The organism is Streptomyces durmitorensis (genome assembly GCF_023498005.1).
Taxonomy (GTDB): Bacteria; Actinomycetota; Actinomycetes; order Streptomycetales; family Streptomycetaceae; genus Streptomyces; species Streptomyces durmitorensis.
Genome location: NZ_CP097289.1, coordinates 7,491,753 through 7,512,831 on the forward strand (window position 1 = coordinate 7,491,753; position 21,079 = coordinate 7,512,831).

At 71.4% G+C, this 21,079-nt stretch carries 18 protein-coding genes and 1 tRNA gene; 11 read left to right on the plus strand and 8 right to left on the minus strand.

Features of this window, described 5'->3' with window-relative positions; translation table 11 throughout:
* Positions 1-9 precede the first annotated feature (9 nt).
* Positions 10-94 (minus strand) — tRNA-Leu (locus M4V62_RS33470).
* A 181-nt stretch (positions 95-275) separates the two neighbouring features.
* On the opposite strand from M4V62_RS33470, the gene M4V62_RS33475 reads away from it, so the two are divergent.
* From M4V62_RS33475 to M4V62_RS33485, 3 genes are all read left to right on the plus strand, one after another.
* Positions 276-1,628, plus strand: a complete 1,353-nt coding sequence (locus M4V62_RS33475; RefSeq protein WP_249590929.1) for a M20/M25/M40 family metallo-hydrolase — start codon at positions 276-278, stop codon at positions 1,626-1,628.
* 183 nt (positions 1,629-1,811) lie between these two features.
* The gene (chpH, locus tag M4V62_RS33480) at positions 1,812-2,045 is read left to right on the plus strand and encodes a chaplin ChpH (protein WP_249590930.1); all 234 of its coding nucleotides are present in this window, start codon (positions 1,812-1,814) and stop codon (positions 2,043-2,045) included.
* 140 nt (positions 2,046-2,185) lie between these two features.
* Positions 2,186-2,950, plus strand: coding sequence for a chaplin (locus M4V62_RS33485; RefSeq protein WP_249590931.1), 765 nt, complete (start codon positions 2,186-2,188; stop codon positions 2,948-2,950).
* A gap of 90 nt (positions 2,951-3,040) precedes the next feature.
* Here M4V62_RS33485 and M4V62_RS33490 read toward each other — a convergent pair whose 3' ends face one another.
* Complete coding sequence (locus M4V62_RS33490) at positions 3,041-3,229, minus strand: DUF5703 family protein (RefSeq protein WP_190082655.1); 189 nt, start codon at positions 3,227-3,229, stop codon at positions 3,041-3,043.
* A gap of 47 nt (positions 3,230-3,276) precedes the next feature.
* Here M4V62_RS33490 and M4V62_RS33495 point away from each other — a divergent pair, with 47 nt between their 5' ends.
* Complete coding sequence (locus M4V62_RS33495) at positions 3,277-4,050, plus strand: hypothetical protein (RefSeq protein ID WP_249590932.1); 774 nt, start codon at positions 3,277-3,279, stop codon at positions 4,048-4,050.
* Between the two features lie 71 nt (positions 4,051-4,121).
* Here M4V62_RS33495 and M4V62_RS33500 read toward each other — a convergent pair whose 3' ends face one another.
* Complete coding sequence (locus M4V62_RS33500; RefSeq protein WP_249590933.1) at positions 4,122-6,347, minus strand: helix-hairpin-helix domain-containing protein; 2,226 nt, start codon at positions 6,345-6,347, stop codon at positions 4,122-4,124.
* Complete coding sequence (locus M4V62_RS33505) at positions 6,344-7,324, minus strand: aldo/keto reductase (RefSeq protein WP_249590934.1); 981 nt, start codon at positions 7,322-7,324, stop codon at positions 6,344-6,346. The genes M4V62_RS33500 and M4V62_RS33505 overlap by 4 nt, the downstream gene beginning before the upstream one ends.
* Positions 7,325-7,488: 164 nt before the next feature.
* Here M4V62_RS33505 and M4V62_RS33510 point away from each other — a divergent pair, with 164 nt between their 5' ends.
* Together M4V62_RS33510 and M4V62_RS33515 are read left to right on the plus strand one after the other, a co-directional pair.
* The gene (locus M4V62_RS33510) at positions 7,489-8,538 is read left to right on the plus strand and encodes an LLM class F420-dependent oxidoreductase (protein ID WP_249590935.1); all 1,050 of its coding nucleotides are present in this window, start codon (positions 7,489-7,491) and stop codon (positions 8,536-8,538) included.
* Positions 8,539-8,761: 223 nt separating this feature from the next.
* Positions 8,762-9,550, plus strand: coding sequence for a ferritin-like domain-containing protein (locus M4V62_RS33515; RefSeq protein WP_249590936.1), 789 nt, complete (start codon positions 8,762-8,764; stop codon positions 9,548-9,550).
* Positions 9,551-9,574: 24 nt separating this feature from the next.
* Here M4V62_RS33515 and corA read toward each other — a convergent pair whose 3' ends face one another.
* Entirely contained in the window at positions 9,575-10,573 is a 999-nt protein-coding gene (gene corA, locus M4V62_RS33520; protein ID WP_249593119.1) for a magnesium/cobalt transporter CorA, read from the minus strand.
* A 62-nt stretch (positions 10,574-10,635) separates the two neighbouring features.
* Here corA and M4V62_RS33525 point away from each other — a divergent pair, with 62 nt between their 5' ends.
* The 5 genes from M4V62_RS33525 to M4V62_RS33545 all read left to right on the plus strand — a co-directional run bounded on the left by M4V62_RS33525 (position 10,636) and on the right by M4V62_RS33545 (position 17,382).
* Entirely contained in the window at positions 10,636-11,322 is a 687-nt protein-coding gene (locus tag M4V62_RS33525) for a histidine phosphatase family protein (RefSeq protein WP_249590937.1), read from the plus strand.
* Between the two features lie 81 nt (positions 11,323-11,403).
* On the plus strand, positions 11,404-11,994 hold the full coding sequence (locus tag M4V62_RS33530; protein ID WP_249590938.1) for a DUF3090 domain-containing protein: 591 nt from the start codon (positions 11,404-11,406) through the stop codon (positions 11,992-11,994).
* On the plus strand, positions 11,958-12,824 hold the full coding sequence (locus M4V62_RS33535; RefSeq protein ID WP_249590939.1) for an SCO1664 family protein: 867 nt from the start codon (positions 11,958-11,960) through the stop codon (positions 12,822-12,824). The genes M4V62_RS33530 and M4V62_RS33535 overlap by 37 nt, the downstream gene beginning before the upstream one ends.
* A gap of 163 nt (positions 12,825-12,987) precedes the next feature.
* Positions 12,988-14,217 carry a cysteine--1-D-myo-inosityl 2-amino-2-deoxy-alpha-D-glucopyranoside ligase gene (mshC, locus tag M4V62_RS33540; protein ID WP_249590940.1) on the plus strand — a complete coding sequence of 410 codons (1,230 nt, stop codon included), beginning with the start codon at positions 12,988-12,990 and terminating at the stop codon, positions 14,215-14,217.
* 102 nt (positions 14,218-14,319) lie between these two features.
* On the plus strand, positions 14,320-17,382 hold the full coding sequence (locus M4V62_RS33545) for an NPCBM/NEW2 domain-containing protein (protein WP_249590941.1): 3,063 nt from the start codon (positions 14,320-14,322) through the stop codon (positions 17,380-17,382).
* A gap of 78 nt (positions 17,383-17,460) precedes the next feature.
* Here the strand turns inward: M4V62_RS33545 and M4V62_RS33550 are convergent, their stop codons facing one another.
* From M4V62_RS33550 to M4V62_RS33560, 3 genes are all read right to left on the minus strand, one after another.
* Positions 17,461-17,895, minus strand: a complete 435-nt coding sequence (locus M4V62_RS33550; RefSeq protein WP_249590942.1) for a hypothetical protein — start codon at positions 17,893-17,895, stop codon at positions 17,461-17,463.
* Positions 17,896-17,929: 34 nt separating this feature from the next.
* On the minus strand, positions 17,930-19,690 hold the full coding sequence (locus M4V62_RS33555; RefSeq protein WP_249590943.1) for a S8 family peptidase: 1,761 nt from the start codon (positions 19,688-19,690) through the stop codon (positions 17,930-17,932).
* A gap of 289 nt (positions 19,691-19,979) precedes the next feature.
* Entirely contained in the window at positions 19,980-21,053 is a 1,074-nt protein-coding gene (locus M4V62_RS33560; protein WP_249590944.1) for a PAC2 family protein, read from the minus strand.
* Positions 21,054-21,079: the final 26 nt, after the last annotated feature.

Consider the following 21,079-nt stretch of genomic DNA (forward strand, 5'->3'; position numbering starts at 1 on the left):
GTATCTCTGTGTCCGAGGGGGGACTTGAACCCCCACGCCCGATAAAGGGCACTAGCACCTCAAGCTAGCGCGTCTGCCATTCCGCCACCCGGACTGGTGGTGTGTCGCGGTTTCCCGCGGCGACGTGGAAAACCATAGCAAACATTCGGGGGCCCTCGATCACACGGGCCAGGTGCGTGAACGGCGCATGACGAGGGGTGCCCGGCCTTGGGTGTCGGGGGGTAGGCGCGGGAGGATGAGGGGGACCACCAGCAGCGATAGCGGGAGGAACCATCGTGAGCGAGTCGAGCAGGGCCGACAGGGCGGGCGAGGCGGACCGGTCCCGGCCCGTCACCGGTGAGGACGAGGTCGTCGATCTCTGCCGCGATCTGATCCGCATCGACACCAGCAACTACGGCGATCACTCGGGCCCGGGGGAGCGCAAGGCCGCCGAGTACGTCGCGGAGAAGCTCGCCGAGGTGGGACTTGAGCCGCAGATCTTCGAGTCGCACCCCGGCCGCGCCTCCACGGTGGCCCGCATCGAGGGCGAGGACCGCTCACGGCCCGCGCTGCTCATCCACGGCCACACCGACGTCGTACCGGCGAACGCCCAGGACTGGACGCACCACCCCTTCTCCGGGGAGATCGCGGACGGCTGTGTGTGGGGCCGTGGCGCCGTCGACATGAAGGACATGGACGCGATGACCCTCGCGGTCGTCCGGGAACGCATGCGCACCGGCCGCAAGCCCCCGCGCGACATCGTGCTGTCCTTCATGGCCGACGAGGAGGCCGGCGGCACCTACGGCGCGCGCTACCTCGTCGACAACCACCCTGAGCTCTTCGAGGGCGTCACGGAGGCCATCAGCGAGGTCGGCGGCTTCTCCTTCCAGGTCAACGAGGACCTGCGGCTCTACCTCATCGAGACGGCCCAGAAGGGCATGCACTGGATGAAGCTGACCGTGGACGGCACCGCCGGGCACGGTTCGATGATCCACAAGGACAACGCCATCACCGAACTGTCCGCGGCCGTGGGCCGGCTCGGGCAGCACAAGTTCCCGGTCCGGGTGACCAAGACACTGCGGCACTTCCTGGACGAGCTCGGCGACGCGCTGGGCACCGAGCTCGACCCCGAGAACATGGACGAGACGCTCGCCAAGCTCGGCGGCATCGCCAAGCTCATCGGCGCCTCCCTGCAGAACACCGCCAACCCGACCCAGCTGGGCGCGGGCTACAAGGTCAACGTCATCCCGGGACAGGCGACGGCGCACGTCGACGGCCGCTTCCTGCCGGGGTTCGAGCAGGAGTTCCTCGCCGACCTGGACCGGATCCTCGGCCCGAACGTCAAGCGCACGGACGTGCACGCGGACAAGGCCCTGGAGACCACCTTCGACGGCGCGCTCGTCGACGCCATGCAGACGGCGCTCCAGGCCGAGGACCCGATCGCCCGCGCCGTTCCGTACATGCTCTCCGCGGGCACCGACGCCAAGTCCTTCGACGACCTCGGCATCCGCGGCTTCGGCTTCGCGCCGCTGAAGCTGCCGCCGGAGCTGGACTTCGCGGGCATGTTCCACGGCGTCGACGAGCGAGTGCCCGTGGACGGCCTCAAGTTCGGTGTGCGCGTGCTCGACCGGTTCATCGACGCGTCCTGAACGCCGGTGCACGCGCCCCCCGGTGACGCATTGCGTGCTGAAACGACACTCCAATAATCGTCAGCACGTACGTACTTGACTGAAAAGAGTGAAAGGGACCATAGGCTCGTAGCCCCGCCACTTCCTCCTCGTTACAGGTGGTGCGGTCCGCGGCTGGGATCGCATTGCCAACAAGGAGGAATAATGATCAAGAAGGTCGTCGCTGCTGCGGCTGCTACTGGTGGTCTCGTGCTCGCGGGTGCGGGTATCGCTGCTGCCGACGCCGGTGCTCAGGGTGCCGCCGTGAAGTCTCCCGGTGTGCTCTCGGGCAATGTCGTTCAGGCGCCCATCCACGTGCCGGTGAACGTCTGTGGCAACACGGTCTCCGTGATCGGGCTGCTGAACCCCGCCTTCGGCAACACCTGCGTCAACAAGTGACGTTGTCGTGTCTCACCCCATGAGGGTCTGAGTCTGTCGGCCCCGGAGTGCGTGCCATGCACTCCGGGGCTTTCGGGCATTCCGCGTACGCACCTCAAGGAGCGTGCGCATTCCTGAAGGTCATAAGACAGGGAAAACCTATGCGACAGGTCACTCGTAAAGGCCTGATCACGGTGGCGGCCGCGACGGGCGTGCTCGCCATCAGCGGTGGATACGCGCACGCCGACTCGGGCGCCCGTGGGGGTGCGTCGGATTCCCCGGGTGTGCTGTCCGGCAACTCGGTCCAGCTCCCGGTGCACGTGCCGGTGAACGTCTGCGGCAACAGCGTCAACGTCGTCGGGGTGCTCAACCCCGCGGTGGGCAACAACTGCGCCAACACCTCCGACGAGGGTGGCAGCGGCACGAGCAAGCCTCCGGGCGGCGGGTCCGCGGCCGAGGGGCACAGCAGTGACTCACCCGGCGTCGGCTCGGGCAACGACGTGCAGCTGCCGGTCGACGTGCCGGTCAACGTCTGCGGCAACAGCGTCACCATCGGCGGTCTCGGCAACGCGACCACCGGCAACGAGTGCGCCAACGACTCGGGTGAGGTGACCCCGCCGGGCAGCGAGAAGCCGCCCACGAAGCCGGAGCAGCCGCCGGGCGGGCCGCAGGACCCGCAGACGCCTCAGCAGCCCGACCAGCCGGGGAACCCCGACCAGCCGGGGAAGCCCGGTACGCCGGGTGAGGAGCCGGACGACCGGGCCGTGCCGAACCAGCCGGGGACGCAGACCATCACGCAGCCGAAGGGCTCGGAGACGCTCGCGGCGACGGGCAGCGAGCTGCCGGTCGGCGTCGTGCTTCCGGTGGGCGCGGGCATGCTGCTCGCGGGAACGGTGCTGTACCGCAGGGCGCGGTCGGCCGCCTGATCGAGGGCGGCACGCCGCCGCGCGATCCCGTGCACGGAATTGGAGGGTGCCCCGCCTGATCGGGGCACCCTCCATTCCTGCTCTCTCACTTCACCAAGTGGCCCGCAGCTGGCGGATGATCCGCCGCTTCAGCCGCACTCTGCGGCTGCCGTCTGCGTGCAGGCTCAGGCGGTCCAACTCCCAGTGTCCGTACTCCGCGTGGTCCGTCAGCAGGCGCGTTGCTTCCTTGCGGGTGACCCCGCGCGGCACATACACGTCGACAAATTCGTATTCCGGCATCGCATCTATTGTGCAAGTACAGGCCCGGTACGGATAGCGTCTGCACTATGTCTGATGCTGCGCAGCCCACCGCTGCCGAGGTACGCGCCGCCGCCGAGGCGGTCAAGACCGCGCTCGACCGTCACCTTGCCGCGGTCGAACGCAGGTCGGGTGAGGACGACCCGGCCGTCTACGAAGCGTTCAACGAGCTGGCCGCCGCGGCCGAGGAGTACGACGAGCTTCTCTACGACCGCTATGACGAGGTCACCCCCTTCGAGATCCCCGGTTCGGACAGCGATGTGCTGCCGCCCTACCAGGGCCCGGAGGAGGCGAACGCACTGAGCGTGCTGATCCGCAGGGACTACGCCGTCGCGGAGCCGCAGCGGCTCCTCGCACAGGCCCAGCGGGTCGCGGACCTCGACGCGGACACGGCGGACGGGAGTCCCGCCGCCGCGGCCGCGGGCAGCAGCGTGCACGCCGCGCTCGGAGTCCTCTTCGGGGAGTTCGAACCGGACGAAATCGCCTCCCGGCACAAGGAGTTCGGCCTGGAGGAGGGCGACTCCACGCTCTGGGTCACCGCGGCGGACGAGCCCGCCGAGCCCGGGGAGTGGCTCGACGCCCCCTTCGACCAGGCGGACCCGCACCGGGTCGTGTGCCGGTTCGACGTCAGCGCGGTCTTCGACGACGACCCGGACGACGACGGCGTCGACGCCGACGTCCATGTCCGCGTCGATCCCGACGCCGTGGCGGTCCTTGAGGAGCTCGACGACATCGACGAAGGGGACGAAGGGGACGTGCTCGATGTCGACGACGGCAGAAGCCCCCTCGACGCGGACCGCTGACCCCTCAGGCGCGCGGGCGCCGGTGGCCGTGACGGCCACCGGCGCCCGGAGGCGCGGGACGGACCCTCCGCTCAGGACGTGGCGGGGACCTGGGGGCGCAGGAGGGTCTGGAGGCGCGTCGTGCGGGCCTTCGGGGGGATCTCCGCCACCGCGCGCGGCAACGCCTGCTCCGCGCCCTGGACCACCGACAGGTGCCGCTCACCGCGGCTGAACGCGGTGTAGACCCACGGCCTGCTCAGGGCCGCCGTCGCGTCGCCGGGCAGCACCACGACCGCCGCGGGCCAGCTCAGGCCCACGGCCTGGTGCGCGGTGAGCGCCCAGGCGTGCCGCACGGTCTGCTCCACCTGCTCCTTCGGTACGACGACGGGGGCGCCGTCACACTCCAGATGCAGCCCCTCCGCGTCGGCCCGCAGGACCCGGCCCAGCGTCGTGCGGCCGGGCGCCGGGACGTGGGCTACGCGGTCGCCGGGGTCGAAGCCGCCGAACCGGCCGGGGCCGGGGTTCAGCCGCTCCTTGAGCGCGGTGTTCAACGCGCGCGTGCCCGCGGCGCCGCCGTGCCCGGGAGTGATGACCTGGGTGTCCTCCGGGGGCACCCCGATCGCCCGGGGCACCGAGTCCGCCACGAGCTGCACCGTGCGGTGGACCGCCTCGCCCGCGTCGCGCACGGGGACGATCACGACTTCCTTGCCCGGCGCCTCGACCTGGTTCAGCTCGCCGATGCCGATGCCGGAGACCAGCTCCCCGATGGGGCCGGGGTCCGGGACGCGCGAGACGACCTGCGGGCAGCAGCGCGCCGCGAGGAGATCCGCGAAGACCCGTCCGGGGCCCGCCGACCACAGCACTCCCGGGTCGCCGCTCAGCACCAGACGGGCGCCGTCCGGCAGGGACTCCACCAGCATCGCGGCGCTCTCCACGTCCAGCTGCGGTGCGTCGAGGACCACCAGGAGATCGAGGGCGAGCGCTCCGTCCCTGTCCCGTCCGGGGCCCTCGGCGCCCGAGAGCAGCCCCGCCACGGTCGCGGTGCCCGCCTCGTCCGCGCCCGCGAGCCCGGCGACGTGGCGCCGTCCCGCGGAGCTGTGCGTGGCCGCCCACGCCCGCAGGCCGAGGGCCGCGGCGGCCGCCACCAGCGCGGCGGGCTCGGCGCGTGCCGCCTCGCCGCCGGTGTGCAGCACGAGGCCGTGACCGGCCGCCGCACGGATCAGCTCGGCGGTGGAACCGGATGCCTCGCCCGCCGCGGACTCCCAGTCGGCGGACCGCGGGCCCGAACCCTCTTCCTTCGGCAGGGAGTTGATCACGCGGGCGAGCCCGTCGGCGAGGCTCTCCTCCGCGAGTGCGTACCGCTCGAGGCCGACCAGGACGCGGACCGGCTGCGCGGTCTCCTCGCCCTCGTCGTCGCCCTCGTCCCGCGCGGGGGCCGGGACCCCGGGTGTCTCGATGGCGTCCTGGAAGACCAGGATGTCGCCCTCCGCGATGGCGTCCTGCACCGCCGCGTCCGGATCGGGTACGGCACGCTGGCCGAGCGCCGCGGTGAGCGCCGCCGCGTCCAGGGCCGTGTGCCCGGCGACGGCCGCCTGCTCCAGGAGCCAGGCGGTAATCGCACGCCCCCTGCGCTCGTCGTCGGGGCCGCACTGCGCGCCCAGCAGTGCCCGCGCGAATCCGTCGGCCTGCTCCGTGCGCACGCCGCTGACCCGCAGCAACTGCCAGGGGTCCGAACGGAGTTGAGCATCGGCGCCTTCGCCGAGCGCCGCCGCCGTCCGCGCGGCGAGGTCGGCGGGCGCCCCTCCGTCGGCGAGCACGGCACGGACCGCTGCCACGGCGTCGTCCCCCGGGCCCGAGGGGGCCGCCGCGACGGGCTGCGGGCGCCGTGCCGGTTCGGGCGCGGCCTTGCGCGGTGCGGGCTCGGGCTCGCGGAAGGCGCTGGCGGCCGGCTGCTCGCCGCTCTCCACCGCGCGCACGGCGGCCAGCAGATCGGCCGCCGTGCCGCTGAGCTTGGCCCCCGCGTCGACAGGACCCTGCTTGGCGGCCTTCCGCTCGGCGATCCGCTCCAGGAGCTCCCGCTGGGCGGCGATCTCCGCCTCGGTCTCCGAGAGCTCCTTGCTCTCGGCAGTGGCGGTGCCGGTGTCGGTGTCAGCGGTGTCGGCGGTGGCGTCTGAAGCAGCGTCGGAAGACGTGTCAGCGCCGGCGTCAGGGCCGCCGGAGCTGTCCGCGTCCGTGGCTTCCGGAGCCCCCGCCCCGGTCTCCTGTGCGGCAGCGGCCTCCGCTTCCTCCGCGGCAGCGGTTTCCGGCTCCGTACTCACAGCGTGCTCCAGTCCTGATCGGGGTAGCGGTGCACGGGCGCCGACACGTCGTCGAGCGCCTGGCAGATCTCGTCAGGAAGACTAAGGGTCTCCACTGACAATGCGGCCGTGAGCTGCTGCGCGTTGCGCGCGCCGACGATCGGCGCGGTCACTCCGGGGCGGTCGCGCACCCAGGCGAGGGCGACGTGGAGGGGCGTGGCCGCGAGGCCGTCCGCCGCCGTGGCGACCGCGTCGACGATGCGGCTCGCGGTGTCGTCGAGGTAGGGCGCGACGAACGGCGCCAGATGCTCGGAGCCGCCGCGCGAGTCGGCCGGGGTGGAGTGGCGGTACTTCCCGGTGAGCACGCCGCGGCCGAGCGGCGACGAGGGCAGCAGGCCCACGCCCAGGTCCCTCGCCGCGGGCAGCAGCTCCCGCTCGACGCCGCGCTGCAGCAGGGAGTACTCCATCTGCGTACTCGCAAGGCGCGTGCGTGTCCCCGGGGCCGCGAGCTGCCATGTCGCCGCCTTGGCGAGCTGCCAGCCGGAGAAGTTCGAGATGCCCGCATAGCGCGCCCGGCCGCTGCTCACGGCGATGTCCAGGGCCTGGAGCGTCTCGTCCAGGGGTGTGCAGGGGTCGAAGGCGTGCAGCTGCCACAGGTCCACGTAATCCGTCCCCAGGCGGGCCAGGGACGCGTCGAGTGCGGAGAGGAGGTGGCCCCGCGAGCCGTCGAAGCGCCGGTCGGGGTCGGGCACGCTGCCCGCCTTGGTCGCAATGACCAGATCGCGGCGCGGCACGAGCCGTTCTATGAGTCGGCCGAGCAGATACTCGGCCTCCCCGTCGCCGTACACATCGGCCGTGTCGACGAGGCTGCCTCCGGCTTCCCAGAACACCTTCAGCAGATCGGCGGCGTCGCTCTCCTGGGTGTGCCCCCACGTGAGGGTGCCGAGTCCGATCCGGGACACGCGAAGGCCGGTACGGCCGAGATGCCTCTGCTCCATGGGCGCTGAGATTACTGGCCGTGCTCCAGCGGCGTGAGGGGCTGTGGACAAACCTGTGCCTGTGGAGAACCCGGCCACCCGCCCGCCCTCCGCTGACGGCGCGCGGGGCCACGCGCTACAGTCCCCGGCACAGGGACGTTACTGCTCAGTAAGGGGATTCGGCCATGCAGCTCGGGATCAACCTCGGCTACTGGGGCGCGGGGATGGACGCGGACAACCTCGCCGTCGCCAAGGAGGCCGACAAGCTCGGCTACGCGGTCTGCTGGGCCGCCGAGGCCTACGGCTCGGACGCCGCGACGGTGCTGTCCTGGGTGGCCGCGCAGACCGAACGCATCGACATCGGATCCGCGATCTTCCAGATCCCGGCCCGGCAGCCCGCGATGACCGCCATGACGGCCGCCACGCTCGACTCGCTCTCCGGCGGCCGCTTCCGCCTGGGCCTCGGCGTCTCGGGGCCGCAGGTCTCCGAGGGCTGGTACGGCGTGAAGTTCGACAAGCCGCTGGCCCGCACCCGCGAGTACGTCGAGATCGTCCGCAAGGCGATGACGCGCGAGCGCCTCAGCTACGAGGGCGAGCACTGGACGCTCCCGCTGCCGGGCGGCCCGGGCAAGCCCATCAAGCTCACCGTCCACCCGCAGCGCGAGCACATCCCGCTGTACGTCGCCGCGATCGGCCCCAAGAACCTGGAGCAGACCGGCGAGATCGCCGACGGCGCCCTGCTGATCTTCCCCTCCGCCGAGCACCTGGAGGACACCGCGATCCGCCACCTGCGCGCGGGGCGCGAGAAGGCGGGCCAGACGATGGAGGGCTTCGACGTCGTCCCGACGGTGCCGCTCGCGGTGGGCGACGACGTCAGCGCCCTCGCGGACATGTTCCGTCCGTACACCGCCCTCTACGTGGGCGGCATGGGCAGCCGCAAGCAGAACTTCTACAACCAGCTCGCCCAGCGCATGGGATACGAGAAGGAAGCCGCCGAGATCCAGGACAAGTACCTGTCCGGCGACAAGGAGGGCGCCGCGGCGGCCGTGCCGCGCGAGCTGATCGACTCGACCACGCTGCTGGGCTCCGTGGACCGCATCGCCGAGCGGATGCAGGCCTACGCGGCCGCCGGGGTCACCACGCTCACGCTGGCGCCCGCCGGCTTCACGCTGGAGGAGCGGATCACGGCCCTGCGCGCGGGCACGCAAGCGCTGGAGCGCGCTGGACTGGCGTAACCCGGAGGGAGAAGTTCTGCGGCCGTGGTGGGGGCTCGGGGGTCTTCCCCGCCACGGCCGTCACGGAGCACAACGCGCCGTGCGGCCCCTCGGTTACGGCCCCGTCCGGGGTCAGCTGTCCTTCGTTTGGCGGAGCCGGCCCCGACAGCTGTTGCCACACCTGCGCCACGGCATTTGACTTGTTCTTTGCGGAGTTCACGCGGAGGGCATGGAGGTGCCAGTGATGCTTTCGGCCAGGAGTGTCTTCGAGGAGATCCTCGACAACGACGAATCATTCCAGCTCTTCTGTTCCATCGCTGCCAGCGGGGAGTCGCAGGGAGGCTGGGAGAACGGCCGTATCGCGGCGCTCCTCCCGGAGAGCCAGCGCGCCCTCACCGCCAAGGTCGCCCGGCACGGCGCCGACGAGGACAAGCACGGGCGGATCTTCAACGCTCTGCTGAAGAAGCGTGGCCTGGAGCCCGTCCCGGTCCCGCCGGAGACCGACTACACCATGCTCCTGGAGCGGCAGGGGATCGGCCTGACGCACGAGAAGCTGCGCCGTGAAGAACCGCTGACCGAGCGGGACGTCGTCGTCTACCTCTCCCACAGCCGCGTGACCGAACAGCGGGCCGCCGACCAGATGGACATGCTGGTCACGTACTTCGGGGACCACCCCGAGGTCGGCAAGGCCATCAAGATGATCTGCCACGACGAGGACAACCACCTGGCGTACTGCCACGAGGAGTTGCTGCGCCTGGCGGCCGCGGGACACGGGCGCACGATCCTGGAGACCCTGCACGAGTGCGCCCGTGCCGAGACGCGCGTGTACCGGGACGTGAGCCTCGCCGTGATGGGCCACATGGGGCGCGTCCTGGGCTGGCCGAAGCCCAAGTCCATGGCGCTCGCCTCGGGCGTGAACGCCATCTACGCGTACGAACGGCTGGGCGGCTGGCGGCGGATGGTGTCCCTGGAGATGCCCGAGCGGCGCGACGCACTCGGCGGGCCCGCCCTGCCGGCGACCGGCTTCGCCTGACCGCGCCGCCCGCCGTGGCAGGCCCTAGAGCCAGCCGCGGCGCTTGAACAGCCGGTGGAGGAAGATCTCGAGCGCGACCATCAGCAGGATCACGGCCGGATAGGCCCACACCCAGCGCAGCTCGGGCATGTGGTCGAAGTTCATTCCGTAGACCCCCGCGATCATCGTCGGGACCGCGGCCATGGCGGCCCACGCCGAGATCTTCCGCATGTCGTCGTTCTGCCGGACGCTCATCTGCGCCAGATGCGCGGAGAGGATGTCGGACACCAGGCGGTCGAGGCTGTCCACCCAGTCGTTCACGCGCGTCAGATGGTCGCTGACGTCCCGGAAGAACGGCTGTGCCGTGTCCTTCACGAACGGCACGTCGGGCGCGAAAGGACCCGCTCCGGAGAGGCGCATCATGGGCATCGCCAACGGTCCCGTGGCCCGCCGGAACTCGACGATCTGGCGCTTGAACCGGTAGATCCGGGACGCCGTGTTGCGGCTGCCCCCGCTGTCCGGCGAGAAGACCTCCGCCTCCAGCTCCTCCAGGTCGGTCTGCAGCTCGCCCGCGACGTCCAGGTAGTGGTCGACCGTGGCGTCCGCGACCGCGTACAGGACGGAGGTCGGACCGTGCTTGAGCATCTCGGGCTCCGCCTCCATGCGATGGCGTACGACACCGAGAGGCGAGCCCTCGCCGTGCCGGACCGTCACCACGAAGGCGTCGCCGATGAAGACCATGACCTCGCCCGACGAGACGGCGTCGCTGTCCGCCTCGTACACGACCGGCTTGAGGACCACGAAGAGCGAGTCGTCGAACACCTCGAGCTTGGGCCGCTGATGCGCCTTCAAGGCGTCCTCCACCGCCAGCGGATGCAGCCCGAACTCCCTGCTGACCTCGTCGAACTCCGCCTCCGTCGGTTCGTGGAGGCCCACCCAGACGAAGGCGTCCCCCGCGGTACGTGCCTCGCCGAGGGCGTCCGAGAAGTCCGACGCGCACTCGGTCCGGCGCCCGTCCCTGTACATCGCGCAGTCCACGATCACGGAGCGCATTCTTCCGAACCTCCGCTCGGGGCGCACCCCGTCGGCGGCTTAGGCTGGCCCGCATGCCCACGCTGATCCTCGTCCGGCACGGACGATCCACCGCCAACACCGCGGGTCTGCTCGCCGGGTGGACCCCCGGTGTGGCCCTGGACGAGCGCGGCGCCGCACAGGCCGCGGCGCTCCCCGGACGCCTCGCGGACCTGCCGCTCGCCGAAGTCGTCACCAGCCCGCTCCAGCGCTGCCAGGAGACGGTCGCACCGCTGCTCGCCGCGCGGCCGGGCCTGCGGGCGCACACCGAGGACCGCATCGGGGAGTGCGACTACGGCGACTGGTCGGGCCGCAAGCTGGCCGAGCTGTCCGACGAACCGCTGATGGAGGTCGTACAGCAGCATCCGTCGGCGGCCGCCTTCCCGGGCGGCGAGTCGATGCGGGCCATGCAGACACGGGCGGCCGAGGCGGTACGCGAGTGGAACGCGCGCGTGGAGCGCGAGCACGGCGCGGACGCCGTGTACCTCATGTGCTCGCACGGCGACATCATCAAGTCCCTTGTCGCGGACGCCATCGGACTGCACCTGGACCTCTTCCAGCGCATCTCCGTGGAGCCCTGCTCCGTCACCGCCATCCGCTTCACGCGCCTGCGGCCCTTCCTCGTACGCCTGGGGGACACCGGCGACTTCGGGTCGCTCGCGCCGCGCGTGGAGCCGCCGGGCAGCGACGCGGCGGTGGGCGGCGACACGGGAGCACCGTGATCGTCGCCCGCAGTAGGGTGCAGTCGTCGCGCCGAACAGGCGCACATGAGCAATCGCAGTCGATCCCAATGGAGACAGGACGTGTCGCGTCAGGTGTTCCTCTACGACCCGCCGGAACGCTTCGTGGCCGGAACGGTCGGGCTCCCCGGACGGCGTACCTTCTTCCTCCAGGCCTCCGCCGGAGTCCGGGTGACCAGTGTCGCCCTGGAGAAGACCCAGGTGGCAGCCCTCGCCGAACGCATGGAAGAGCTCCTCGACGAGGTCGTGCGCCGCAGCGGCGGCAATACCCCCGTGCCCGCCGTCGCACCCGACGAGGTCAGTGACAGCGCCCCCCTGGACTCGCCCGTCGAGGAGGAGTTCCGCGTCGGCACGATGGCGCTCGCCTGGGACGGCGACGAGGAACGGATGATCGTCGAGGCGCAGGCTCTGGTCGAGCTGGACGCCGAGTCCGACGAGGATCTGGCGGAGGCCGAGGAAAGGCTTCTGCAGGACGAGGAGAACGGGCCGCCGATGCTGCGCGTCCGGCTCACCGGGGCGCAGGCGCGCGCGTTCGCCAAGCGCGCCCTCGACGTCGTGAACGCGGGGCGGCCGCCGTGTCCGCTGTGCAGCCTCCCGCTCGACCCGGAAGGACATGTATGCCCGCGGCAGAACGGGTACCGGCGGGGCGCGTGAGCTCCTGCGGGGTGGACACCTCCGACGGCGTCGTGGACCTGCTCACCTGGGGTGAGCTGACCGTGCGCGGGCGGATCCGTGAGGCGTCGAACGCGGTGCTCTACTGCTCCGTCTCCTACGAGGGGCAGGAGGCCACCTGCGTCTACAAGCCCGTCGCCGGGGAGCGGCCCCTGTGGGATTTCCCCGACGGGACGCTCGCGCAGCGGGAGGTGGCCGCGTACGAGGTCTCCGAGGCGACCGGGTGGGGCCTCGTCCCGCCGACCGTGCTGCGGGACGGGCCGCACGGCGAGGGCATGTGCCAGCTGTGGATCGAGGGCTCGGACACGGACCCGGAGTCCTCCGAGGACGGCGGGGAGCTGCTGGCCCTCGTCGAGGGCGCGGAGCCCGGTGACGGCTGGAAGGCGATCGGCTTCGCCGACGTGGGGGAGGGGCGGACGGCGCTTCTCGTGCACGCGGACGATGAGCGGTTGCGGCGGCTCGCGGTGCTTGACGCCGTGATCAACAACGCGGATCGCAAGGGTGGGCATCTGCTGACCGATGGCGGGCGCCTGTACGGGATCGACCACGGGGTCACGTTCAACGCCGAGGACAAGCTGCGGACGCTGTTGTGGGGGTGGGCGGGGGAGCCGCTGACCGCCGAGGCGGTGGGGGTTCTCGAGTCCCTGCGGGACGGGCTTGGCGGGGAGGCGCCGCTTGGCCTGCGGCTGGGGAAGCTGATCACCGGGGCTGAGGTGGACGCGCTGCGCGCGCGGGTGGACGCCCTGCTGGCTTCCGGGAAGCATCCCGTGCCCAGCGGGGAGTGGCCCGCCATTCCGTGGCCGCCGGTCTAGTCGTTGCCCTGCGGCTGCGGCGTGATCGGGTGGGTGGGCGGGAAGAGATCCGCCGCGAAGCGGGCGGCACGCGTCTGCCCGTAGGCGAATTCAAGCCGGTCCGAGGCGCCCACGCCAGGCCCCCCACTCGTATACGGACGCTCCGTCCGGTTAGGCTCATGTCATGCATGCCTGGCCCGCTTCTGAGGTCCCCGCCCTGCCTGGCAAGGGCCGCGACCTCCGGATCCACGACACCGCGACCGGTGGTCTTGTCACCCTTGACCCCGGTCCCGTCGCCCGTATCTACGTCTGCGGCATCACTCCGTACGACGCCACCCACATGGGTCACGCGGCGACCTACAACGCGTTCGACCTCGTGCAGCGCGTGTGGCTCGACAACAAGCGGCAGGTTCATTACGTCCAGAACGTGACCGACGTGGACGACCCGCTCCTCGAACGCGCCATCCGCGACGGCAAGGACTGGGTGGAGCTCGCCGAGGGCGAGACCGCGCTGTTCCGCGAGGACATGACCGCCCTGCGACTGCTCCCGCCGCAGCACTACATCGGAGCCGTCGAGGCGATACCCGGCATCGTGCCGCTCGTCGAACGGCTCCGGGACATGGGCGCCGCCTATGAGCTGGAGGGGGACGTCTACTTCTCCGTGGAGTCCGACCCCCACTTCGGTGAGGTGTCCGGTCTCGACGCCGCCGCGATGAAGCTGCTCTCCGCCGAGCGCGGCGGCGACCCGGACCGTCCGGGCAAGAAGGACCCGCTCGACCCGATGCTCTGGATGGCCGCCCGCGAGGGCGAGCCCAGCTGGGACGGTGCCTCGCTCGGCCGTGGCCGCCCCGGCTGGCACATCGAGTGCGTGGCCATCGCCCTCGATCATCTGGGGATGGGCTTCGACGTGCAGGGCGGGGGCTCGGATCTCGCCTTCCCGCACCACGAGATGGGCGCGTCGCACGCCCAGGCGCTCACCGGTGAGTACCCGTTCGCCAAGGCGTACGTGCACGCCGGCATGGTCGCCCTGGACGGCGCGAAGATGTCCAAGTCCAAGGGCAACCTCGTCTTCGTGTCGAAGCTGAGGCGGGACGGGACCGACCCGGCCGCCATCCGCCTGGCGCTGCTCGCCCACCACTACCGCGCCGACTGGGAGTGGACCGACTCCGTACTGACCGAGGCCGTGGAGCGGCTCGGCCGGTGGCGTGCCGCCGTCTCGCGCCCCGACGGACCCTCCGCCGACGCCCTCGTCGAGGAGATCCGCGAGGCCCTGGCCAACGACCTGGACGCACCGGCCGCGCTCGCCGCCGTCGACGCGTGGGCCGCCCGCCAGGACGCCGAAGGCGGCACGGAGGAGGGCGCCCCCGGCGTCGTGTCCCGTGCGGTCGACGCGCTGCTCGGGGTCGCGCTGTAGGACTCGTCTGCCGGGCCGCCGCCGGATCTCCGTTCCAGGAGTCCAGCAGCGGCTCGGCAAAGTCCATGGCCTTTGCACCCTCCGGGGCGCTAGACACCGGCCATGAGATCTCCCACTCGCTTCAGACGGGCGGCCGTCGCAGCCGCCCTGCTCGGACTCCTCGCGGTGTTCGCCGGTCCCGGTGGCGGCGCAGCGCAGGCCGCCGACGACCCCGCGACCACGGTCGGAGACGTCACGGACTTCGCCGCCGAAGGATCCGTCTACCGCCTCACCGCGGGCAAGGCCGTGGCCCGCGTCAGTTTCGTGTCGACGGAGACCTTCCGGCTGGAACTCGCCCCCGAGGGCGACTTCACCGACCCGACGGGCAAGGACATCGTCCTGCCGCAGGGGGACCCGCCGCGCACCAAGTGGTCCGACAAGGGCGACCGCTACGAACTGAGCACCTCCCAGGTGACCCTGCGCGCCTACAAGTCACCGCTGCGCTTCGCCCTGTACCGCGCCGACGGCACCCAGGTCTGGGCCGAGTCCAAGGGCCTGAGCTGGACCAAGGACGCCACCACGCAGAGCCTGGCCCGCGGCGCCGAGGAGCAGTACTACGGCGCCGGGATGCAGAACGGGCGCGGCAACACCTCGCACCGCGGCAAGAAGGTCGAGGTGAGCGTCGACTACAACTGGGACGACGGCGGCCACCCCAACTCCGTTCCCTTCTACCTGTCTTCGGAGGGGTACGGAGTCTTCCGGAACACCTACGCGCCCAACACCTATGACTTCGCCGAGCCGGTGACGGCGACCGCGAAGGAACAGCGCTTCGACGCCTACTACTTCGCCGGACGCGGCGGCGACGCGGCCAAGGACGTCATAGGGCAGTACACGAAGCTCACCGGAAAGCCCTTCCTGCCGCCCATCTACGGGTTGGAGATCGGCGACGCCGACTGCTACCTCCACAACGCCAACCAGGGCGAGCGCCACACCCTGGACTCCCTGAAGGTCGCCGACGAGTACCTGAAGCACGACATGCCGAACGGCTGGATGCTGGTCAACGACGGCTACGGCTGCGGCTACGAAGACCTCGCCGAGACCGCCAAGGGCCTCCAGGACCGCGACATGCAGCTCGGCCTGTGGACCGAGGACGGCATCGACCAGATCGCCGACCAGGTCAAGGCGGGCCAGCGCGTCGCCAAGCTCGACGTCGCCTGGGTCGGCGACGGCTACAAGAAGGCGCTCGACGGCTGCAAGGACGCGTACAAGGGCATCGAGGACAACAGCGACGCCCGCGGCTTCACCTGGGCCCCCGAGAGCTGGTCGGGCGCCCAGCGCTGCGGAGTGCAGTGGTCCGGCGACCAGAGCGGCAGCTGGGAGTACATCCGCTGGCAGATCCCCACGTACGCGGGCGCGACCATGTCCGGCATGGCCTACACGACCGGTGACGTGGACGGCATCTTCGGCGGCAGCGCCAAGACGTACGCGCGCGATCTGCAGTGGAAGTCGTTCCTGCCGGTCACGATGACGATGGACGGCTGGGCCGCCGAGGACAAGCAGCCCTTCCGCCACGGAGAGCCCTACACCTCCATCAACCGCAAGTACCTGAAGCTGCACGAAGCATTGCTGCCCTACCTCTACTCGTACGGGCACGAGGCGACCGAGACGGGCGTCGGCGCCGTGCGCCCGCTGGCCCTCGAATACCCCGATGACCCGAAGGCCGCCACCGACGCGGCCAAGTACGAGTTCCTGACGGGCGAGGACTTCCTCGTCGCGCCCGTCTACAAGGACACGACCGTGCGGGACGACATCTATCTGCCCAAGGGGACGTGGACCGACTACTGGAGCGGCCGCACCTATCAGGGACCGACGACCGTTGACGGTTACAGCGCGCCCCTCGACACCCTGCCGCTCTTCGTCAAGGGCGGTGCCACCGTGCCGATGTGGCCCGGCGGCATCAGGTCCTACAAGGACCGTACGGCCGACTCACCGCTCGCCTGGGACATCTACCCGCAGGGCAAGTCCTCCTTCGAGCTGTACGAGGACGACGGCGAGAGCAGGCAGCACCGCGACGGCAAGTACGCCACTCAGCGAGCCGACGTCGAAGCGCCCCGCTCCGGCGCGGGCGACGTGCGGGTGCGGATCGGCGCGAGCAAGGGGGAGTTCAGCGGCAAGCAGACCAAGCGGCCCTACGCGTTCACGCTGCACACCGGTGACGCGCCGAGCCGCGTCGAGCTGAGCGGCGACAGGCTGCCGCGGCTCGCGTCGAAGGAGGCGTACGAGAAGGCGGAGCGGGGCTGGTTCTACGACCGGGACGACCGGGGCGGTGTCGTCAAGGTGAAGACGGCGGCACTGCGCACCGACCGGTCCTTCGAGCTGGAACTCGACGACACCAGTGCGGTCGGCGGCGCCGTGCCCGGCGCGAGCGCCGCGCTGAGCGCCCCCGCGGGGCAGGAACTCGGCGCGGGAGCGGCGGGCAAGGTCGCCGTCGACGTCACGGCGGGGACGCGGGACGCCACCGGCGTCGACGTCACCCTGGACGTGCCCAAGGGCTGGACGGCGGGCACCGCCCATGCCGACCGCGTAGAGGCGGGGACCACGCGCCGCGTCGAGGTCGCCGTCACCCCGCCCAAGGACGCCGACCCCGGCGAACAGCCGCTGACGGCGACGGCGCGCCACCACTCGGCGGGCCAGGACCGCACCGCCACCCAGCGGATCGCGGTCGCCGTCATGCCGCCGGCGCCGACGGCCGACACCTGGGCGAGCGACATGGTGTGGCTGAAGTCCGCCAACGGCTACGGCCCCGCCGAACGCGACCGCAGCAACGGGGAGTCGGGCGCGGAGGACGGCCACACGCTGACCCTGGCCGGGAAGACGTACGAGAAGGGGCTCGGCACCCACGCCGACTCCGCCATCGAGGTCTACACGGGCGGGAAGTGCGCGCGATTCACCGCTGACGCGGGCATCGACGACGAGATCAACGGCTACGGAGAGGTGGCCTTCTCCGTGGAGGCCGACGGCAAGGTGCTGTGGACCTCGCCCAAGGTGACGGGCGCCTCGGCGACCGTGCCGGTGGACGTCGACGTGAGCGGGGCGCGGCACGTGGAGCTGAAGGTGACCGACACCAACGGCTCCAAGAGCGGGGACCACGGGGACTGGGCAGCGGCGAAGTTCAGCTGCGCCTAGCCGGGCCGGTCACCGGCAGGGAGCGGCGCCGGGCGGGAAGGACTCCGCCCGGCGCCGCGGTCCGGCACCGACCCCGTGTCACTTCGTCGTGATCACGATGGCCACGAGATAGGATGGGTTGGTCGCGTCGTAGTAACCGATCACCTGCTGGCCGAAGGCGAAGGCCTCCTGCACCGCGTCGTGGGTCTGCTGACTCGGGTTGATGAGCGCCTTCCAGCCGTTCTCGATCATCAGGTAGAGGACCGGCGACTGGCCCGGCATGGGCTGGACGACGTTCCAGAACGACGTGGCGATGTTCGACGCGACCGCCTGGGTGGAGATCTCCGGGGCCTGCGCCTGCGGGACGCCGTCCTGGCCGAGCTGCTGGAGCAGCTGCTGGTAGGGCTGCTGCCGGCCGAGCTGTTGCAGCTGCTGCTGCGGCGGCGCGGTGCTCGGGCCCTGCTGGCCCTGCTGGATGCCGTACTGCTGGCCCTGTTGCTGCTGCGGGGGACTCATGTGCGGGGTGGTGCTCATGCGGGTGCCACCTTCCGTCAATGGATGTGATGCTTCAGCCCGCGACGACCAGGCCCACGACCTCGTCGTCCGAGAACCAGACGCGTACGTCGGGGTGCCCGCCCGCGAACGCGGCGTGCACCGCCTGGCGGATGTCGGGGGACGGGTCGTTCAGGTTGCGCCACTCCCCGGCGACGAACAGCCTCAGGCGTGGCGGGAGTTCGGGGGGATAGGGGAGCAGCTCGTCCCAGTAGCGCTCGGCACGGCCCGAGCCCACCGCAGAGGGCAGCAGGTTCGTGACCGCCGCCTTGATGTCGGGGCGGTTGCCGATCCGCTGCGAGGCCGGGCGCCCCGGAGCGTCCTGCTGCGGCGAGCCCGTCGAGCGCAGCACCGCACGCGCGCGGGCCGGCGTCATCAGCTGCTGGCCCGCGGCCTTCAGCATGCCCTGCAGACACGCCAGGGCGCCGACGACGACCGGCGAGGCGGACGAGGTGCCGGAGAACGTGTCCGTGTACCAGGCGATCTCCTCGGTGCCGCCCTGAAGGTCGCCCGGCTGGTTCCAGGAGCCGCCGGTCGTGGTGGTCTCGCGGCCCCAGCCCTGCGCGTCCACGCGGGCGCCGTAGTTCGAGAAGCCCAGGCGCGAGCGGTCCGGGCCGTGATCGCGGCCGTGCGTGCCGGGCGGCGGTGCGCCCGCGCCGACCAGGACGGCGCCCGAAGGACGGTTGGAGGGGTTGAAGGGGTTGCGCCACCACTCGGGGAACCCGTCGGGCCTGCGCTCGTACACCGCGTCGTCCAGGGACTCCGCGCCGTTGCCCGCCGCGGCCACGACGATGACGCCCTTGGCGCAGGCGTACCGGACCGCCGCGTAGTCGTCCGGCCACCACTCAAGGGCGACGTAGCCCCGCTGGTCGTCGCGCGGCTCGAAGTCGAACCGGGGTCCTGGCCGGTGCAGTTCGATCAGCACGATGTCGCCGGCGCCGAGCCGCTCGGCCGCCGCGTGGATCGTGGCCGCGGTACCAAGCGGCTGGAAGGACGCCGCCGCGGTCATGGCCTCGGGTGCGATGCCGGTGATGCCCACGGAGGTGCGGTCGCCGCCGATCACGCCGATCACCGCGGTGCCGTGGTTGCGCCAGGCCACGTCCTGGATGGGGGTGCCGACGACCACGCCGGCGAGCTTGCCGGTCAGGTCCTCGTGCCCCAGCTGCCAGGCGCCCTCGATGTCGATCACCGTGACGCCCTCGCCGGAGCCGCCGAGCCGCTGCCACGCCCACTGGGCGTCGACGCCTTCGGGCGCCGGGCGCAGATAGCCCTGGCGGCCGGTGAAGTCGGGGGTGACGGGCGCGCCTTCCTTGCGGCGCCCGGACTCGCCGACGTTCGGAGCCCGGTCCGTCGAGCCGATCGCCGCGGGTACGGCGCCCGGCTTGACGTACGCCGTGTCGATCCCCGGCAGCGCCGCCATCCGCGAACGCAGCTCCTGCGCCCTGCTCTCGCCGCCGCGCACACGGTAGAAGAGCGCCAGGTCCGGCACGTCGTCGCCGTCGTCCGATTCGATGTGCTGCCGGTCCGCCGAGCGGAGGCGCTCCTCGTTGCCGAACAGCGGCTCCAGGGTGAGCTGTTCATCGCCGAGGAACATGTTCAGGGCCGACACGTCGGAGCCCGCCGCCGAGCGGACGCCCTCGGCCTGGGCCCGCAGCCGGGCCTCGGGCCGTGCGACGACGATCAGCTCCTGCTCGGACGCGCGGTAGGTGAATCCCGCCCCGTCGGGTCCGGGGCCACTGGCTCCCGGGCCACCTGCCGGCTCTACCTGGTCGGTCATCGCTTCACCGCTCCCTTCGATCATTGGGGTCTCCCCTGCTCGAACGGAGTTGAGAGCTTGGGGAAGGGTGCCGTGCTGTGCGCTGTGGCCGCGCATTCCGGGGCACACCCTGCTACCGCCGCGCGTGGCCGTCCACCCCCTTTGCCCCAACTCCGTTTGAAATCAAGGGGATCGGGGAATCCCTTGCCATTCGTCCGGAAGGCGATGTCACGCCTCAATCCGGCCATGGACCGAACGAAAAGGGGCGGCATCCGAAAGGATGCCGCCCCATGTCGCTTCTGTGCCCTGGTCAGTCCTCGGAGGAATCAGCGGGTCCGGATTCGCCGCTGCTCTCCTCGTCCGGTCCCGCACCCGGGCCCGTGCCTGAACCCGTGCCTGAACCCGAAGCCGGTCCCGGCCCTGTTTCCGGCTCCGGACGCGGCTGCGGCTTGGGCGGCCGTGTGCGCTCGCCGGAGCTGTCGCGCAGATACGGGCCGACGTCGCCGCCCTCCGTGGCATGGCCGCCGGGCTGCGGCGGGCCGCCGCCGTCGCGCCGCCGCAGATAGCGCTCGAACTCGCGGGCGATCGCCTCGCCGGTCGCCTCGGGCAGCTCGGCGGTGTCCCTGGCCTCTTCGAGGGACTGGACGTACTCGGCGACCTCGCTGTCCTCGGCCGCGAGCTGGTCCACGCCCACCTGCCAGGCGCGCGCGTCCTCGGCCAGGTCGCCCAGCGGGATCCGCAGGCCGATGAGGTCTTCCAGGCGGTTCAGGAGGGCCAGCGTGGCCTTCGGGTTCGGCGGCTGCGAGACGTAGTGCGGGACGGCCGCCCACAGGCTCACCGCGGGGACGCCCGCGTGCGTGCACGCCTCCTGGAGGATGCCGACGATGCCCGTCGGGCCTTCGTACTTCGTCTCCTCCAGGTCCATGGTGCGGGCCAGGTCCGGGTCGGAGGTGACGCCGCTGACCGGGACGGGCCGGGTGTGCGGGGTGTCGCCGAGCAGTGCGCCCAGGATCACCACCAGCTCCACGCCGAGCTCGTGGGCGAAGCCCAGGATCTCGTTGCAGAACGACCGCCAGCGCATCGACGGTTCGATCCCGCGGACCAGCACGAGGTCACGGGGCTTGTCGCCGCCCACGCGGATCACCGAGAGCCGGGTCGTCGGCCAGGTGATCTTGCGGACGCCGCCTTCCAGGAAGACCGTGGGGCGGTTGACCTGGAAGTCGTAGTAGTCCTCGGCGTCCAGCGCCGCGAAGACCTCGCCCTTCCACTCCTTGTCGAGATGCGCGACCGCGGTGGAGGCGGCGTCGCCGGCGTCGTTCCAGCCCTCGAACGCGGCCACCATGACCGGGTCGACCAGCTCGGGAACCCCCTCGAGCTCGATCACCCAGGCCTCCTTCCGACGTCCTTTAC

Coding starts and splice junctions, on each gene's coding strand:
- M4V62_RS33525 (WP_249590937.1), top strand. CDS start 10,636: ATGCCCACGCTGATCCTCGTCCGGCACGGACGATCCACCGCCAACACC.
- M4V62_RS33515 (WP_249590936.1), top strand. CDS start 8,762: ATGCTTTCGGCCAGGAGTGTCTTCGAGGAGATCCTCGACAACGACGAA.
- M4V62_RS33490 (WP_190082655.1), bottom strand. CDS start 3,229: ATGCCGGAATACGAATTTGTCGACGTGTATGTGCCGCGCGGGGTCACC.
- mshC (WP_249590940.1), top strand. CDS start 12,988: ATGCATGCCTGGCCCGCTTCTGAGGTCCCCGCCCTGCCTGGCAAGGGC.
- M4V62_RS33505 (WP_249590934.1), bottom strand. CDS start 7,324: ATGGAGCAGAGGCATCTCGGCCGTACCGGCCTTCGCGTGTCCCGGATC.
- chpH (WP_249590930.1), top strand. CDS start 1,812: ATGATCAAGAAGGTCGTCGCTGCTGCGGCTGCTACTGGTGGTCTCGTG.
- M4V62_RS33555 (WP_249590943.1), bottom strand. CDS start 19,690: ATGACCGACCAGGTAGAGCCGGCAGGTGGCCCGGGAGCCAGTGGCCCC.
- M4V62_RS33535 (WP_249590939.1), top strand. CDS start 11,958: ATGCCCGCGGCAGAACGGGTACCGGCGGGGCGCGTGAGCTCCTGCGGG.
- M4V62_RS33510 (WP_249590935.1), top strand. CDS start 7,489: ATGCAGCTCGGGATCAACCTCGGCTACTGGGGCGCGGGGATGGACGCG.
- M4V62_RS33545 (WP_249590941.1), top strand. CDS start 14,320: ATGAGATCTCCCACTCGCTTCAGACGGGCGGCCGTCGCAGCCGCCCTG.
- M4V62_RS33550 (WP_249590942.1), bottom strand. CDS start 17,895: ATGAGCACCACCCCGCACATGAGTCCCCCGCAGCAGCAACAGGGCCAG.
- M4V62_RS33495 (WP_249590932.1), top strand. CDS start 3,277: ATGTCTGATGCTGCGCAGCCCACCGCTGCCGAGGTACGCGCCGCCGCC.
- M4V62_RS33485 (WP_249590931.1), top strand. CDS start 2,186: ATGCGACAGGTCACTCGTAAAGGCCTGATCACGGTGGCGGCCGCGACG.